The following is a 16,145-nucleotide window of genomic DNA, read 5'->3' as shown; positions in this document are numbered from 1 at the left end:
GTTCACGCTCACCATCCAACCGGCTCGCGGACAACGGCTCAAGACTTCCCGGCTGTTCCTGACACCCCTCTGATGCGGGTCAGCCGAGCCCGGGGATCGTGGAGATCAGCAGGTCGATCAGCTTGATGCCGATGAACGGGAGCACCAGCCCGCCCAGGCCGTACACCGCGAGGTTGCGGCGCAGGAGGGCGTGCGCCGACGCCGGGGTGTAGCGCACGCCGCGCAGGGCGAGCGGAATCAACGCCACGATGATCAGAGCGTTGAAGATGATCGCCGAGGTGATCGCGGAGGTAGGACTGTGCAGTCCCATGAGGTTGAGGGCTTCCAGCCCGGGATAGGCGCCGGTGAACATGGCCGGGATGATCGCGAAGTACTTGGCGACGTCATTGGTGATCGAGAACGTCGTCAACGCGCCCCGGGTGATGAGGAGTTGCTTGCCGATCTGGACGATCTCGATGAGCTTGGTCGGGTTGGAGTCCAGGTCCACCATGTTCCCGGCCTCCTTGGCGGCCGAGGTACCGGTGTTCATCGCCACGCCGACGTCCGCCTGAGCCAGCGCGGGCGCGTCGTTGGTACCGTCACCGGTCATCGCGACGAGCTTGCCACCCTCCTGCTCGCGCTTGATCAGGGCGAGTTTGTCCTCGGGGGTGGCATCGGCGAGAAAATCGTCGACGCCGGCCTCTTGGGCGATCGCCTTGGCGGTCAGAGGATTGTCGCCGGTGATCATCACCGTGCGGATACCCATGCGGCGCAGCTCCGCGAAGCGTTCCCGGATGCCGTCCTTGACGACATCCTTGAGGTGGATGATGCCGAGCACTCTCGGTCCGTCCCAGTCGTCGACGGCGACCAGCAACGGCGTAGCACCGCTCGAGGCGATCGAGTCGGACCACAGGACCGCCTGGGACGGAACGGTCCCACCACGGATTTCCACCCAGTTCATCACCTGCGCCGCGGCGCCCTTGCGGATGTGACAGGTGGCCCCGTTGTCCCAGTGCATATCGATGCCACTCATCCGGGTCTGGGCGCTGAACTCCACGAACTGTGCGTGGGCAAGCTCCCCTTCGGCCGGGGCCCGCAGTCCGTACCGCTGCTTCGCCAGGACGACGACGGACCGGCCCTCCGGCGTCTCGTCGGAGAGGGAGGAGAGCTGGGCCGCGTCCGCGAGCATCAGTTCATCGACACCGGGCAGCGGGACGAAGCCGATGGCCTCGCGGTTGCCGAGGGTGATGGTGCCGGTCTTGTCGAGGAGCAGGGTGTTGACGTCTCCGGCCGCTTCGACCGCTCTGCCGGACATCGCCAGGACGTTGCGTTGCACCAGGCGATCCATGCCGGCGATGCCGATGGCGGAGAGCAGCGCACCGATCGTCGTGGGGATGAGCGTCACGAGCAGCGCGACCAACACGGTCGTGGACTGTGCGGCGTGCGCGAAGGCGGCCATCGGCTGGAGCGTGACGACGACCAGGACGAAGACGATGGTCAGCGCGGCGAGCAGGATGTTGAGCGCGATCTCGTTGGGGGTCTTCTGCCTGCGTGCGCCCTCGACCAAGGCGATCATCCGGTCCATGAAGGAGTGTCCGGGACGGGAAGTGACGCGTACGACGAGCCGGTCGGAGAGCACCGTCGTACCGCCCGTGACGCCGGAGCGGTCGCCGCCCGACTCGCGTATGACGGGGGCGGATTCACCGGTGACGGCGGACTCGTCGACCGCCGCGATGCCGTCGACCACATCGCCGTCGGCGGGGATCAGCTCGCCCGCCTCGACGAGGACGAAGTCGAAGAGCCGGAGGTCGGTGGCGGCGACGGTCTCGGTCTCGGCACGGGCCAGGTCCGTCCCGTACCGCCAGTGGCGCAGCCGCTGGGCGACGGTGTCCATGCGTGCCCTGCGCAGCGACTCGGCCTGCGCCTTGCCGCGGCCCTCTGCGACCGCCTCCGCGAGGTTCGCGAAGATCACCGTCAGCCATAGCCAGATGCTGATCACCCAGGTGAAGACGGACGGGTGGATGAGCGCGGAGAGCGTGGTGAGCACCGATCCGGCGGCGACGACGAACAGCACGGGGTTCTTCACCAGGGCCCGAGGGTGCAACTTGCGCAGTGCTTCGGGGAAGGACTTCACCAGCTGTACGGGATCGAAGAACCCGCCCTGCTGGGAGCGCCGCCGATGCGGCCGGTCCGGAGGACTCCCGCCGGGTGTATGTGCTGTCGGAGCCTGCTGGGGGGCGGCGGGGAGCATCACAAAGGACCTTCTGATGGGGTCTGCAGGGAGTGGCAGGCGCATGGTCCTGGTCGACGCCAGGGGGCACCCGGGCGTCGACCAGGCGAACTGCGGACGCGGCGCGGGGAAGCCGCATACTCGTCGCCGAGTGCGTGTCATGCCACTGACGTCCGCTGTCTCGAGCGGCAGTAAGGGAATCTAGTCGCCGGCACCTTCCTTATCCGCACTGTTCCGGGGGTATTTACGGCCCTCTGACAGCCGTCGGCATCTGGCGTCAGGCCCGTGTCAAGATGCGCTGACGGAGCATCAGGGCGGAGTCAAGGGAGGCCAATTCGCGTCCGAGCCGGGTTGAGGCTGATCGGCACGAAGGGCGGACAACCGCCCGTGGTGTGAGCCTGGAGGGCGCGTGACCATCACCGCTGGTACGGGGCACAGTCCGGAGGCGGAGGCCCGGGCCGAAGCCGGAACACACCATGCGACGGCCGTACCACCAGCGGGGCGTCCCGGCTCGCAGCCACGAGAGGGGCAGCGTCCAGGTCGCCCACGCACCGATGCTCTGAAGAAGCGGCTGCGGCGGCATTGGGCGACACTTCCGGCCAGGCTGCGTCTCATCCGCGCCGCGATCCTGCTGCTCACTGCTGCGCTGGCGCTGCTTCTGCTGCCGGCAGGGCCGGCCGTCTCCGCGACCTGGGACACCGTGACAGGACGCGACGCTCCGCGAACCACCAGCGCCGCCGGTCTCGATCTGGCCCTGAACGACATGGACGCGCAGGCTGCCAACATCTTGCTGTCCAGCGGTGATGCGGGTGCGGACCGGATGGACGTCCCGTACGGCAAGGCCGTCGGCTTCTACGCCGCACGCCGCACCGTCAGCCGCGAACTGCGTACCCTCGCCGTCGCCGCAGAGGGCGACGCGCGGGCCGAGCACACCGTCGAGGCGCTCACCGAGAACTTCGCCCGCTATCAGGAGCTGATCGGCCGCGCCCTGGAGAACGACGGCCGCAAGGGCGGCAAGGCTGCAGCAGTGGACGACTACCGCTCGGCAACCGCTCTGCTGTCCGCCGAAATCTGGCCCGAGTCACAGGCGTTGATCGCCGCCAACGACGACGCGTACGAAGCCGAGTACGACGCCGCACGCTCCCGCCTCAGTGCCGAACTGATCACCGCGGTCGTGCTCGCCCTGCTGCTTCTCGCCCTTCTCGCGGTGCTGCAGTGGTATCTCGCACGGGGCTTCCACCGCATCCTCAATCCGGGGCTGGTGGCTGCCACGCTCTGCGCCTGCATCGCTCTCGCTGTCGGCGGTCAGGCAATCGCTGCGTCCTCCGAGCATCTGCGCGGCGCCCGGCGCGACGCGTTCGACTCCGTCGTCGCGCTGTCCCGGGCCCGCGCCGTCGCCTACGACGCGAACGCCGACGAAAGCCGCTACCTCCTGGTCAAGCAGGAGCGGACCAGCTATGTGCAGGCGTTCCTCGACAAGTCGCAGCAACTGTACGGAATCGAGGGCGCGACCATCGACACCTACGACGCGGGCCTGGAGGACACTTGGTCCGCCTACCGCACCGACCCCACCGACCTGCGCTTCACGGGCGAATTTCGGCGCGAACTCGACAACATCACCTTCCCTCGCGAGCGCGCCGCAGCCGAGCGGACCGTCGAGACGTACGCCGTCTACCAGCGCGACGACCGCACCATCCGCCGTCTGGTCGCCGAGGGCAAGGAGCGGGAGGCCGTCGCGTTCTGCATCAGCTGGGACAAGAACAAGTCCAACGCCCACTTCGGCGCATGGATGGACGCCCTCGACGAGGTCACCGAGATCAACCGGACCCACTTCGCCACGTCCGTGCGCGAGGGGCGGGGCGCGGTCGCAGGGCTCCTTCCGGCGGCCGGCGGCGCCCTGATGGCGGCCGCAGCGCTGACCGTGCTGAGTCTGCGCCCACGCCTGGCCGAGTTCCGCGACTGAGCATCCGCGAGCCTCCGCGTCAGAGGCCCTGTGTCCCGACCATGGCAGAGAGTCGTCAAGGTTCGCACCTCGCTGCCCACGCGCGGCGGCTCGAAGTGATCAAGAAGACCGACGCGGCCATCTGGCCAATGGGCACCTCACGCCTCGACAGCCCGGGATCCGACTGGCACCCGCCCCACGGGCGGGTCCTGAAGCCCGGTGACCGGGTGGTCCCGGGGACCACGCGCCGGGGGCTGAACATCCCCGTAGCAGGGGCGCAGCCGCATCGGGTGGATCGGCCCGACCGGTGACCGGAAAGCGACGGGCCGGTGGACCGCAGACCGCCGTCCGAAGTACTCAGGACCTGCACATTCCGGGTCTGGGGACGGCTGCGTAAGAGGCCCGTCAAGAGAGCACCGACGACCGTAAGGGCCCCGTCAACGGAGCGCGTGGCCGCTCGCAGAGGGGGTTTCCTCAACAGGTCCGTTCAATCCGAATCTCTTTGAGGAGCACACGGTGGCCGACTTGGCCTTCGTCGTCACCACGATCGCGGTCTTCGCGCTGGTGGCTCTTGTCGCCAAGGGGGTGGCGAAGCTGTGACTGTCGAGAACGTTGTCGGTCTGATCGTGGCCGTCGCTCTGCTGGGCTATCTCGTCCTCGCCCTTTTGTACCCGGAGAGGTTCTGAGCCCGATATGAGCCCCGTCCTTGCTGGTGTGCTCCAGCTGCTCGCGCTCGTGGTGGCGCTGGGTCTGGCGTACCGCCCCCTTGGCGACTACATGGCCGCCGTCTATTCCTCGAAGAAGCATCTGCGCGTCGAGAAGTGGATCTACAAGTCCATCGGTGCCGATCCCGATACGGAGATGCGCTGGCCCGCCTATCTGCGTGGGGTCCTGGCGTTCTCCGCGGTGAGTGTTGTCTTCCTCTATCTGCTGCAGCGGTTCCAGGGCGGTCTGCCCGGCTCGCTCGGCTTCGCCTCGATCGATCCGGATCAGGCGTTCAACACGGCGGCTTCCTTCGTCGCCAACACCAACTGGCAGTCGTACTACGGCGAGCAGGCCATGGGCCATGTCGTGCAGACCGGTGGCCTCGCGGTGCAGAACTTCGTCTCGGCGGCTGTGGGTATCGCGGTCGCGGTGGCGTTGGTGAGGGGTTTCGCCCGTTCGCGTACCGGTGAGCTCGGCAACTTCTGGTCCGACCTGGTGCGTGGCACGGTACGGATCCTGTTGCCGATCGCTGTGGTCGGCGCGATTGCGCTGGTCGCGTGCGGCGCGATCCAGAACTTCGCCGGTATCCACGGGGTCGGCCAGTTCGTGGGCGGGTCGCAGCAGTGGAACGGTGGTGCGGTCGCCTCCCAGGAGGCGATCAAGGAGCTGGGTACCAACGGTGGTGGTTATTTCAACGCCAACTCGGCCCACCCGTTCGAGAACCCCAACGGGCTCTCCAACCTCCTTGAGATCTTCCTGATCCTGGTCATTCCGTTCGCGTTGACCCGCACCTTCGGCCGGATGGTGGGTTCCCTCAAGCAGGGGTACGCGATCCTGGCGACGATGGGTGTGATCTGGCTCGGTTTCACCGCGCTGATGATGTGGACCGAGTTTGCCCACCACGGGCCGGCGTTCGACATCGCGGGCGGGGCGATGGAGGGCAAGGAGACCCGGTTCGGGGTCGGCGGCTCGTCGATCTTCGCGGTGGCCACCACGCTGACGTCGACGGGTGCGGTGAACTCGTTCCACTCCTCGTTCACCGGTTTCGGTGGTGGCATCACGATGCTGGGCATGCAGCTCGGTGAGATCGCTCCGGGTGGTACCGGTTCGGGTCTCTACGGCATGCTGATCATGGCGATCATCGCGGTGTTCATCGCGGGTCTGATGGTCGGTCGTACCCCCGAGTACCTGGGCAAGAAGATCGGCACGCGTGAGATCAAGCTCGCGGCCTGTTACATCCTGATCACCCCGGCGCTGGTGCTCTGTTTCACCGCCGCGGCGATGGCCCTGCCCACCCCGGTCCACTCGATGACCAACTCCGGTGCGCACGGTTTCTCCGAGATCCTGTACGCCTACACCTCGGGTGCCAACAACAACGGTTCGGCGTTCGCCGGTCTGAACGCGGACACGCAGTGGTTCAACACCACCATCGGGCTCGCGATGCTGCTGGGCCGGTTCCTGCCCATGGTGTTCGTCCTGGCGCTGGCCGGCTCGCTCGCCGAGCAGAAGCCCGTCCCGGCGACCGTGGGCACGCTCGGCACGCACAAGCCGCTCTTCACCGGGCTGCTGGTCGGCACGATCCTGATCGTCACCGGTCTGACCTTCTTCCCGGCGCTGGCACTGGGACCGCTGGCCGAGGGGCTGGCGTCATGACCACTCGTACAGAAAAGCAAGGGGAGCCCGGCTCCATGTCCACCATCACTCCGACCCGTGCGCCGCACCAGGACCTACCCTCCGGGCACAAGCCCGACAGCGGGCGCGTCGGCGGGGGTTTGTTCGACCCCAAGCAGCTGCTCAAGTCGTTCCCGGACGCCGTCAAGAAGCTCGACCCACGTGTGATGATCAAGTCGCCCGTGATGTTCGTAGTGCTGGTCGGTTCGGTGGTCACCACCGTGCTGGCCGCCCTGGACCCGACCGACTGGTTCGGCTGGGCGATCGCCGTGTGGCTCTGGCTCACCACGATCTTCGCCAACCTGGCGGAGGCGGTCGCCGAGGGCCGCGGCAAGGCCCAGGCCGACACGCTGCGCAAGGCAAAGACCGACACCGTCGCCCGCCGCCTGTCCAAGGACGGCAGGGCTGAGGAACAGGTGCCCGGCACCGATCTGCGCATCGGCGACCTGGTGGTCTGCGAGGCGGGCGACATCGTCCCCGGCGACGGTGACGTCGTCGAGGGTGTCGCCAGCGTCGACGAGTCCGCCATCACGGGGGAGTCGGCGCCGGTCATCCGCGAGTCGGGCGGCGACCGCAGCGCGGTCACCGGTGGTACGAAGGTGCTCTCCGACCGCATCGTCATCAAGATCACCACCAAGCCCGGCGAGACGTTCATCGACCGGATGATCGCCCTGGTCGAGGGCGCTGCTCGGCAGAAGACCCCCAACGAGATCGCGCTGAACATCCTGCTCGCGTCCCTCACCATCGTCTTCCTGCTCGCCGTCGTCACCCTGCAGCCGTTCGCGATCTACGCGGGTGCCAAGCAGTCGATGATCGTGCTGACCGCGCTGCTGGTCTGCCTGATCCCGACCACGATCGGTGCGCTGCTCTCCGCGATCGGTATCGCGGGCATGGACCGCCTCGTCCAGCGCAATGTGCTCGCCATGTCGGGACGCGCCGTCGAGGCCGCCGGTGACGTCTCCACGCTGCTGCTCGACAAGACCGGCACGATCACGCTCGGCAACCGCCAGGCCGCCGAGTTCGTACCCGTCAAGGGCACGACGGAGGCCGAACTGGCCGACGCCGCCCAGCTCTCCTCGCTCGCCGACGAGACGCCCGAAGGCCGCTCCGTCGTCGTCCTGGCGAAGGAGAAGTACGGGCTTCGCGAGCGCCACCAGGGCGAGCTGGAGCATGCGGAGTGGGTCGGCTTCACCGCCCAGACCCGCATGAGCGGGGTGGACCTCTCCGAGAAGGGCGAGACCCGCAAGGTCCGTAAAGGCGCGACCGGTTCGGTGCTCGCCTGGGTCACGGAGCGCGGCGGGCAGGTTGCCGTCGACGCCGACCGGACGGCCAACAAGATCTCCCAAGCGGGCGGTACGCCGCTGCTGGTGGCGGTCGAAGACGACAAGGGCGCTCGCGTGCTGGGTGTCATTCACCTCAAGGACGTCGTCAAGGAGGGCATGCGGGAGCGGTTCGACGAGCTGCGCCGGATGGGTATCAAGACGGTGATGATCACGGGCGACAACCCGCTGACGGCCAAGGCCATCGCCGAGGAGGCGGGGGTCGACGACTTCCTCGCCGAGGCGACTCCCGAGGACAAGATGGCCCTCATCAAGCGTGAGCAGGCGGGCGGCAAGCTCGTCGCGATGACCGGTGACGGTACGAACGACGCGCCCGCGCTCGCCCAGGCCGATGTCGGCGTGGCGATGAACACCGGCACCTCGGCCGCCAAGGAGGCCGGGAACATGGTGGACCTGGACTCCAACCCGACCAAGCTCATCGAAATCGTCGAGATCGGCAAGCAGTTGCTGATCACCCGCGGTGCGCTGACCACCTTCTCGATCGCCAACGACGTCGCGAAGTACTTCGCGATCATCCCGGCGATGTTCGCGGTGGTCTACCCGGGCCTGGACAAGCTGAACATCATGCAGCTGTCCTCGCCGCAGTCCGCGATCCTCTCCGCAGTCGTCTTCAACGCGCTGATCATCATCGCGCTGGTGCCGCTGGCCCTGAAGGGCGTGCGCTACCGGCCGACCAGCGCCGACAAGATGCTCCGACGCAACCTCGGGATCTACGGACTCGGCGGCCTGGTCGCCCCGTTCATCGGCATCAAGATCATCGACCTGCTCATCTCCCTCATCCCCGGAATCGGCTGATCGCCATGAACAGTTCCGTCAACAGCACCGCACGGTTGGTCGGGGCGGCGCTCCGCGCTCTACTCGTCCTGACCGTCGTGACAGGCGTCCTCTATCCGCTCGCTGTCACCGGGGTGGGCCAGGCCCTGTTCAACGACAAGGCCAACGGTTCCGAGATCAAGTCGGGGGGCAAGGTCGTCGGCTCCGAACTCATCGGCCAGACGTACAACCTGCCGAAGAAGGACCCGAACGACGCGGAGGAGGCGGCCCGTCCCGACCTGAAGTGGTTCCAGCCGCGTCCCTCCAACGGGCTGGGCAGCAACAGCGTCAACACGCAGTACTCATTGATCCTGTCCGGCGCGACCAACCGGTCCGGCGACAACAAGGACCTGATCGACTGGGTCACCGCCGCCAAGGCCGCCATCGTCAAGGACAACTCCACGGCCACATACGAGGTGGAGCCCTCGGCCGTGCCGGCCGACGCCGTCACCTCCTCCGGCTCCGGTCTCGACCCGCACATTTCCCCGGAGTACGCCGAGCTCCAGGTTCACCGTGTCGCAGAGGAGAACAACCTCGACGTCAAGCAGGTCGAGAAGCTCGTCGCGGACAACACCGACGGCCGCACCCTCGGCTTCGTGGGCGAGCCCCGGGTCAACGTGCTCAAGCTCAACATCGCACTCAAGGAACTCACCGAGAAGTGATCGTCTTACGCCGGTGGGCGGGAGGCCGGCGCCCGAGGAGTACCCCCGGGCCGTCGGCTCCCTCCCCAGTCCATGACGCGACACTCCTCGTGCACAGCAGAAAGGCGGCACAGCTATGACGCGGGTGCTGGTGGTGGAGGACGAACTACAGCTCGTACGGGCTCTCGAGATCAATCTCAAGGCACGCAAGTACGAGGTGGACGCCGCCTCCGACGGAGGGACGGCCCTTCGGCTGGCCGCCGCGCGCGCCCCGGACGTCGTACTGCTGGATCTGGGCCTGCCCGACATGGACGGTATCGACGTGATCAAGGGACTTCGCGGCTGGAGCCGGGCGCCGATCCTCGTGGTCTCCGCCCGACGGACCTCCGACGAGAAGGTCGTAGTGCTCGACGCGGGCGCCGACGACTACATCACCAAGCCCTTCAGCATGGACGAACTGCTGGCCCGGCTTCGGGCCGCATCCCGTCGAGCTGCGGCTGCGCCGGCCACCGATGATTCGGTGATCGTCGCGACCGAGGCATTCACCGTCGACCTGCTGACGAAGACGGTCAAGCGGGAGGGGCGCGACGTCCGCCTCACCCCGACCGAATGGCATCTGCTGGAAGTGCTGATCCACCATCGCGGGCGACTCGTCGGTCAGAAGCAACTGCTGCAGGAAGTCTGGGGCCCCACCTACGGCACGCAGGCCAACTATCTCCGTGTCTATATGGCCCAGCTGCGTCGCAAACTCGAGGCAGACCCTTCGCATCCCCGGCATCTCATCACTGCCCCAGGTATGGGCTACCGCTTCGAGATGTGAGGCGCTCCGCGGTCCGGCCGGCCGCGGCGGACACGGACCTGCAAACAAGCCCCTCAACTGCAAAGATCGGAACCATGGGACGCGGCAAGCTCCGGATCTACCTCGGCGCGGCACCCGGTGTCGGCAAGACATACGCGATGCTCTCCGAGGCGCACCGCCGGATCGAACGCGGCACGGACTGTGTGGTTGCGTTCGTGGAACACCACAACCGGACCCGCACCGAAGTAATGCTGCACGGCCTCGACCAGATTCAGCGCCGCGAGATCGAGTACCGCGACACCGTCTTCACCGAGATGGACGTCGATGCGGTGCTGGAGCGCCGCCCGGCCGTCGCCCTCGTCGACGAGCTCGCCCACACCAATGTGCCAGGTTCCCGCAACGCCAAGCGCTGGCAGGACGTCGAAGAACTGCTCCAGGCCGGCATCGACGTCGTCTCCACAGTCAACATCCAGCACCTGGAGTCGCTCGGCGACGTCGTCGAGTCGATCACGGGAATACGGCAGCGGGAGACCGTCCCCGACGAGGTGGTCCGCCGCGCCGACCAGATCGAGCTGGTCGACATGTCACCCCAGGCGCTGCGCCGTCGGATGGCCCACGGCAACGTCTACAAGCCGGACAAGGTCGACGCCGCCCTCTCCAATTACTTCCGGCCCGGCAACCTCACCGCGCTGCGAGAGTTGGCGCTGCTGTGGACGGCGGACCGGGTCGACGAATACTTGCAGGAGTACCGCACCGAACACCGGGTCTCCAAGATCTGGGGCTCCCGCGAACGCATCGTGGTCGGTCTCACCGGCGGCCCCGAGGGACGTACGCTCATCCGCCGCGCCGTCCGGCTCGCCGAGAAGGGCGCCGGCGGCGAGGTGCTCGCGGTCTACATCGCCCGCAGCGACGGCCTGACCGCCGGCTCGCCCAAGGAGCTCGCGGCCCAGCGGACCCTGGTCGAGGACCTCGGCGGCACGTTCCACCACGTCATAGGCGATAACGTCCCGTCCGCCCTGCTCGACTTCGCGCGTGGTGTGAACGCAACCCAGATCGTGCTCGGCGTCAGCCGCCGCAGGACGTGGCAGTACGCCTTCGGCCCAGGCGTCAGCGCCACCGTCGCCCGTGAGTCGGGACCCGACCTCGACGTCCACATCGTCACCCATGGAGAAGCAGCCAAGGGGAGGGGCCTGCCCGTGGCCCGCGGTGCCCGCCTGGGCCGAGCCCGGATCATCTGGGGCTGGCTCGTCGGTGTCGCAGGCCCCGTCCTGCTCACTCTCCTGCTCAACGGCGTCGCACCAGAGGTCGGCCTCGCCAACGACATGCTGTTGTACCTGACGTTGACGGTGGCTGCGGCGCTGATCGGCGGGCTCCTCCCGGCACTGGGCTCTGTCGCCATCGGCTCACTGCTGCTCAACTACTACTTCACCCCGCCGCTGCACGAGTTCACCATCGCGGACCCCAAGAACATCGTCGCTATCGTGATCTTCGTCGGCGTGGCCGTCTCGGTCGCCTCTGTCGTGGACCTGGCCGCCCGCCGCACCCATCAGGCCGCCCGGCTGCGCGCCGAGTCCGAGATCCTCTCCTTCCTCGCGGGCAACGTGCTGCGTGGCGAGACGAGTCTGGAATCGCTCCTGGAACAGGTTCGCGAGATCTTCAATATGGAGTCCGTGGCCTTGCTGGAGCGCGACAGCGACGTCGATCCTTGGACCTGCACCGGCAGCGCAGGGACGGCCCGTCCGCTCGCACGCCCCGAGGACGCGGACGTGGACATGCCGGTCGGCGACCACATGGCGCTGGCCCTCTCCGGCCGTGTCCTGCCCGCAGAGGACCGCCGGGTGCTGGCCGCCTTCGCCGCCCAGGCTGCCGTGGTACTCGACCGCCAGCGCCTGGTCGGGGAGGCGGAGCACGCACGTGAACTGGCCGAGGGCAACCGCATCCGCACTGCCCTGCTCGCCGCCGTCAGTCATGACCTGCGTACGCCACTGGCCGGCATCAAGGCCGCCGTCTCCTCGCTCAGGTCCGACGACGTGGAGTGGTCCGAGGAGGACCACGCCGAGCTCCTCGAAGGCATCGAGGCGGGCGCGGACCGGCTCGACCACCTTGTCGGCAACCTCCTCGACATGTCCCGCCTCCAGACCGGAACCGTCACCCCGATCATCCGCGAGATCTATGTCGACGAAGTCGTCCCGATGGCACTCGGCGGCGTACCGGAAGACAGCGTCGTTCTCGACATCCCTGAAGACCTTCCGATGGTCGCGGTCGACCCGGGCCTGCTGGAGCGCACCGTCGCCAACATCGTCGAGAACGCAGTCAAGTACGCCCCCGAAGGTGAGCCCGTGGTGGTTTCGGCCAGCGCGATCGCCGACCGTGTGGAAGTCCGGGTGACGGACCGCGGTCCAGGCGTCCCGGACGAGGCGAAGGGCCGGATCTTCGCTCCGTTCCAGCGCTACGGAGACGCCCCGAGCGGCGCCGGGGTCGGCCTCGGTCTCGCGGTCGCCCGCGGGTTCGCAGAGGCGATCGGCGGCAGGCTGACCGCCGAGGACACCCCCGGCGGCGGCATGACCATGGTCCTGACGCTGCCCGCCGCGGTCGGCCATCCCTCGGCCCACCCGGACCTCCCGGCTGCAGTCACATCCTGAAGGAGGAGCTGCGGGACGCCGTTCATGGTGCCGGCCGCGCTCCTGGAGGCCGAGCGGCCTGCCGCTCTGCTCGATCGGCGACTCCGCCGGCGGCAGCGCACCAGCCGCCGAGCAAGCCTCGGCCATCAGCTGACCGCCCGAGGCTCGACAACAGGCAGTTACTCGGCGGTGAGTTCCATGAGCTGCTCGGCGGCGGTGGTGTTGCCCTTGTCGGCGAGGCGTCGCAGTTCGCCCATGTCGTCGAGCTCGGTGGCGAGTTCGATCAACTGATCGGTCGCGGTGGCGTTGCCGCCGTCGGAAAGACGCCGCAGCTCATCCATGTTGCCGTGCTCGGCGGCGAGTTCGATCAATTGGTCGGCGGCGGTGGTGTTGCCCTTGTCGGCGAGGCGTCGCAGTTCGCCCATGTCGTCAAGTTCGGTGGCCAGTTCGATCAGCTCGTCGACCGCAGTCTCGTCACCGTTCTCGGCCCGTTCCCGCAGGACGGACAGGTCGGAGTCAGTCATGTTTGGCAACCTCCCAATGGTCTTGGCCCGGGTCTGCCACCCGGGGCCTGGCGTGTCCCCTCAGGGCGTCTCTCTGCTATCCGCCCGGCGTGGGCAGCTTTCCTGATGCTCGAAGCTCATCGCGATGTGTATGCCACTCATCCAGCAGCGTGGGCAGTCGCTCGCCGAGGAACTCGGCCAGCGCGACCATTTCCTCGAGCGGGGCACGACGCTCCGGCGGAGCATCGGCGAGCAGTGCCAACCCCTCCCGGAACAGCGCCGCATGCTCGTCATGGATGGCGGAATCGAAGTTCTGCGGCTGCTGGCTCGCCGGATTCAGACTCACCCGGTCCACCCGCTCGCCGGTGGCGCGCGTTCGCCGCGCCATTCGATAGTTCTCGAGCAGTTTGACCGCACCAGTGATGGCACTGCGGCTCGCCAACAACGCGTCGCTCAACTCATCGATCGTCTGCTGCGGCGGATCGCAGACGAACAGATATCCCAGCAGACGTCCAGCCATCGGCGGGAAGCCGTACTGGCGTGCATAGAAGCGGCCGACGTGGTCGGCGAAGATCAACTGTGAATCCTGCGGCACACCGTCAAAGATAGCAGTCCAAACTGAGATAACAGAAATATGTGTCATCTCAGTTGCTGGTAGCCGCGTGTGCGACTGGCTCAACGCCACCTTCGCCGTCATCGCGATCGGCGTCCTCGCCGCCGCCCTCCTGGCCACCCCGGTCTTGTGCGACACCGAGCCCGATCCTGCCTCAGCCCCCGGAGGAGGACCGAACTCGTCGCCCGACCTCCGAAGGCCCGGTCGACTTTGCGGTTCAGTGCTCGCGCGGCTCAGCCGACGTGGACACGGGGGCGGCGGGCCGGGTCGGGTTCGGCCTCGCGGAGGACCTCACGGGTGACGGGGGCGACCTCGCCCTGACCGAAGAGGAAGAAACGGAGGAAGTTGGCGAAGGGGTTGCCCTCGGTCCACTCGAAGTAGATGTGCGGGGTGCAGCCGGTGGTGTCGCGGACGTGCAGGAGCAGGGCGGCGAGGGCGTTGGGGATGGAGGAGCTCTCCAGGGTCAGGACGCGGTAGCGGCCGTGCATGACTTCGCCGCGTACGTTCAGGCCCGCCTCGAACTCCGAGGGGTCGAGGACGGTGACCTCGACGAAGACGAAGTCCTCCGAGGTCGGGACGTCGTTGTCGTGACGGATCTGCTCGATCTTGTCGCGGTACTCGGCCTTGTCGCGGTTGTCGGGCTCATTGGCGATGAACCGGATTCTGCGGCTGGCGATGTCCCGCACGAAACGTTCCGCCATGTCGTCCATGGTCACGCTGGTGACCCGCAGCTCGAAGGCGCGGGCGAGTCGTGAAAGCAGTGAGACGAGGATGATCCCGGCGATGAAGCAGGCACCGATCTTCACGCCGTCGGGGCGCTCGATGACGTTCACGACGGTTGTGTAGAGGAAGATCGCCGAGATGACGGCGAAGGCGATGGTCCAGTTGCGCTGGCCGGCCTTGCGTGCGGCGATGGTGACGGCGATGGCGGCGGAACTGATCAGCACGAGGACGCCGGTGGCGTAGGCACCACCCTGGGCGTCGACGTCCGCGTCGAAGATCCATGTGACCAGGAATGCCACCAGGGTGAAGACGATCACCATCGGGCGCACGGCGCGCGCCCAGTGCGGGGCCATGCCGTACCGGGGCAGGTAGCGGGGCATCAGGTTGAGCAGCCCGGCCATGGCGGAGGCACCGGCGAACCACAGGATGGCGATGGTGGAGACGTCGTAGACCGTGCCGAAGATGTTTCCGAGGTACTCGTGCGCCAGGTACGCGAGTGCACGGCCGTTGGCCCGGCCGCCCGACTCGAACTCCTTCTCCGGGATGAGCACGGTGGTGATGAAGCTGGTGGAGATCAGGAACACGCTCATGATCACCGCAGCGGTGGTCAGCAGCTTCTTCGTGCCCCGGATACGCCCGGTGGGTTTCTCCTCGGTGTCGGCGGGGTCGCCCTGGACGTGCGGCATGACCGCGACGCCGGTCTCGAAGCCGGACAGGCCAAGGGCCAGCTTCGGGAAGACCAGCAGCGCGACGCCGACCATGGCGATGACGTTGCCGTGCTCGGTGGTCAGGGCGCTGGTCCAGTCGGTGACCACGTGCGCGGCGGTGGCGACGTGCCACAGGCCGACCACCACGACGACTACGTTCAGGGCCAGGTAGATCCCGACCAGGACGACGGCGACGCCGATGGCCTCCAGGAAGCCCTTGAGGAACACCGCCCCGAGCAGCGCGACCAGCAGCAGCGTGATCAGCATCTGCTTGTCGTGCAGCACATCGGTCAGGTGCGGGTTCTCCACCAGGTGGGTGGAGGCGTCCGCCGCCGACAGTGTGATGGTGATCAGGAAGTCGGTGGCGGCGAAGCCGAGCAGGGTCAGGACGAACAGCTTGCCCTTCCAGAACGACAGCAGCCGTTCCAGCATCGCGATCGATCCTTCGCCGCGCGGGCTCTCCTCGGCCACCCGCCGGTAGACCGGCAGCGCGCCCGCCAGAGTGACGATCACGAGCACGATGGTGGCCACCGGGGACAGGAGCCCGGCCGCAAGGGCGGCGATGCCCGGCTGATAGCCCAGCGTGGAGAAGTAGTCGACGCCGGTCAGGCACATCACACGCCACCACCGCTGCCCCTTGTGCGCGGGCTCCGGTTCGGCATGCGACCCCTGCTGGTGCCTGGCCATGTCGGACAGGCCCTCCAACATCCACGCCCGCAATCGACTCGTACGAGCGTGTTCGGTGGTGGCCATCTGCGTGCTCTCCTGACGTGCTGCGCGGCGTACGGATCCGGCCATCACGCGGACGGCTGGGCCAGCGTATGCAAACAGTGATTCACAGGCCCAGGGGGGCGCGCA

11 protein-coding genes are annotated in these 16,145 nt (G+C 67.5%); 7 read left to right on the top strand and 4 right to left on the bottom strand.

Annotation, left to right across the window (positions count from 1 at the left end; translation table 11 throughout):
• Positions 1–79: 79 nt before the first annotated feature.
• On the bottom strand, positions 80–2,230 hold the full coding sequence (kdpB, locus tag OHA88_RS08375; RefSeq protein WP_328624915.1) for a potassium-transporting ATPase subunit KdpB: 2,151 nt from the start codon (positions 2,228–2,230) through the stop codon (positions 80–82).
• 388 nt (positions 2,231–2,618) lie between these two features.
• On the opposite strand from kdpB (OHA88_RS08375), the gene OHA88_RS08370 reads away from it, so the two are divergent.
• The 7 genes from OHA88_RS08370 (at position 2,619) to OHA88_RS08340 (ending at position 12,762) form a co-directional block, all read left to right on the top strand.
• Positions 2,619–4,172 (top strand): hypothetical protein, encoded by a 1,554-nt coding sequence (locus OHA88_RS08370; protein ID WP_328624914.1) that lies wholly within the window; start codon positions 2,619–2,621, stop codon positions 4,170–4,172.
• Between the two features lie 575 nt (positions 4,173–4,747).
• Positions 4,748–4,837, top strand: a complete 90-nt coding sequence (kdpF, locus tag OHA88_RS08365) for a K(+)-transporting ATPase subunit F (protein ID WP_328624913.1) — start codon at positions 4,748–4,750, stop codon at positions 4,835–4,837.
• A gap of 7 nt (positions 4,838–4,844) precedes the next feature.
• Complete coding sequence (gene kdpA, locus OHA88_RS08360) at positions 4,845–6,509, top strand: potassium-transporting ATPase subunit KdpA (RefSeq protein ID WP_328624912.1); 1,665 nt, start codon at positions 4,845–4,847, stop codon at positions 6,507–6,509.
• On the top strand, positions 6,506–8,662 hold the full coding sequence (gene kdpB, locus OHA88_RS08355) for a potassium-transporting ATPase subunit KdpB (protein WP_328624911.1): 2,157 nt from the start codon (positions 6,506–6,508) through the stop codon (positions 8,660–8,662). The genes kdpA and kdpB (OHA88_RS08355) overlap by 4 nt, the downstream gene beginning before the upstream one ends.
• Positions 8,663–8,667: 5 nt before the next feature.
• Positions 8,668–9,342 carry a potassium-transporting ATPase subunit C gene (locus tag OHA88_RS08350; protein ID WP_328624910.1) on the top strand — a complete coding sequence of 225 codons (675 nt, stop codon included), beginning with the start codon at positions 8,668–8,670 and terminating at the stop codon, positions 9,340–9,342.
• Between the two features lie 115 nt (positions 9,343–9,457).
• Positions 9,458–10,141, top strand: a complete 684-nt coding sequence (locus OHA88_RS08345; RefSeq protein ID WP_328624909.1) for a response regulator — start codon at positions 9,458–9,460, stop codon at positions 10,139–10,141.
• 74 nt (positions 10,142–10,215) lie between these two features.
• The gene (locus tag OHA88_RS08340) at positions 10,216–12,762 is read left to right on the top strand and encodes a sensor histidine kinase KdpD (protein WP_328624908.1); all 2,547 of its coding nucleotides are present in this window, start codon (positions 10,216–10,218) and stop codon (positions 12,760–12,762) included.
• Positions 12,763–12,920: 158 nt separating this feature from the next.
• Here the strand turns inward: OHA88_RS08340 and OHA88_RS08335 are convergent, their stop codons facing one another.
• From OHA88_RS08335 to OHA88_RS08325, 3 genes are all read right to left on the bottom strand, one after another.
• Positions 12,921–13,265: a hypothetical protein gene (locus OHA88_RS08335; protein WP_267008636.1), complete on the bottom strand. Its 345-nt coding sequence runs from the start codon at positions 13,263–13,265 to the stop codon at positions 12,921–12,923.
• A 76-nt stretch (positions 13,266–13,341) separates the two neighbouring features.
• Positions 13,342–13,995 carry a GbsR/MarR family transcriptional regulator gene (locus OHA88_RS08330; RefSeq protein ID WP_328624907.1) on the bottom strand — a complete coding sequence of 218 codons (654 nt, stop codon included), beginning with the start codon at positions 13,993–13,995 and terminating at the stop codon, positions 13,342–13,344.
• 95 nt (positions 13,996–14,090) lie between these two features.
• Complete coding sequence (locus OHA88_RS08325) at positions 14,091–16,040, bottom strand: amino acid transporter (RefSeq protein WP_328624906.1); 1,950 nt, start codon at positions 16,038–16,040, stop codon at positions 14,091–14,093.
• Positions 16,041–16,145 lie beyond the last annotated feature (105 nt).

It is taken from the genome of Streptomyces sp. NBC_00353, from assembly GCF_036108815.1.
In the GTDB taxonomy this organism is placed as follows: Bacteria; Actinomycetota; Actinomycetes; order Streptomycetales; family Streptomycetaceae; genus Streptomyces.
The sequence above is the reverse complement of the archived record's forward strand: the minus strand, read 5'-3'. Positions and strand labels throughout refer to the sequence as shown.

Coding starts and splice junctions, on each gene's coding strand:
- kdpB (WP_328624915.1), bottom strand. CDS start 2,230: ATGCTCCCCGCCGCCCCCCAGCAGGCTCCGACAGCACATACACCCGGC.
- kdpA (WP_328624912.1), top strand. CDS start 4,845: ATGAGCCCCGTCCTTGCTGGTGTGCTCCAGCTGCTCGCGCTCGTGGTG.
- kdpB (WP_328624911.1), top strand. CDS start 6,506: ATGACCACTCGTACAGAAAAGCAAGGGGAGCCCGGCTCCATGTCCACC.
- OHA88_RS08350 (WP_328624910.1), top strand. CDS start 8,668: ATGAACAGTTCCGTCAACAGCACCGCACGGTTGGTCGGGGCGGCGCTC.
- OHA88_RS08345 (WP_328624909.1), top strand. CDS start 9,458: ATGACGCGGGTGCTGGTGGTGGAGGACGAACTACAGCTCGTACGGGCT.
- OHA88_RS08340 (WP_328624908.1), top strand. CDS start 10,216: ATGGGACGCGGCAAGCTCCGGATCTACCTCGGCGCGGCACCCGGTGTC.
- OHA88_RS08335 (WP_267008636.1), bottom strand. CDS start 13,265: ATGACTGACTCCGACCTGTCCGTCCTGCGGGAACGGGCCGAGAACGGT.
- OHA88_RS08325 (WP_328624906.1), bottom strand. CDS start 16,040: ATGGCCACCACCGAACACGCTCGTACGAGTCGATTGCGGGCGTGGATG.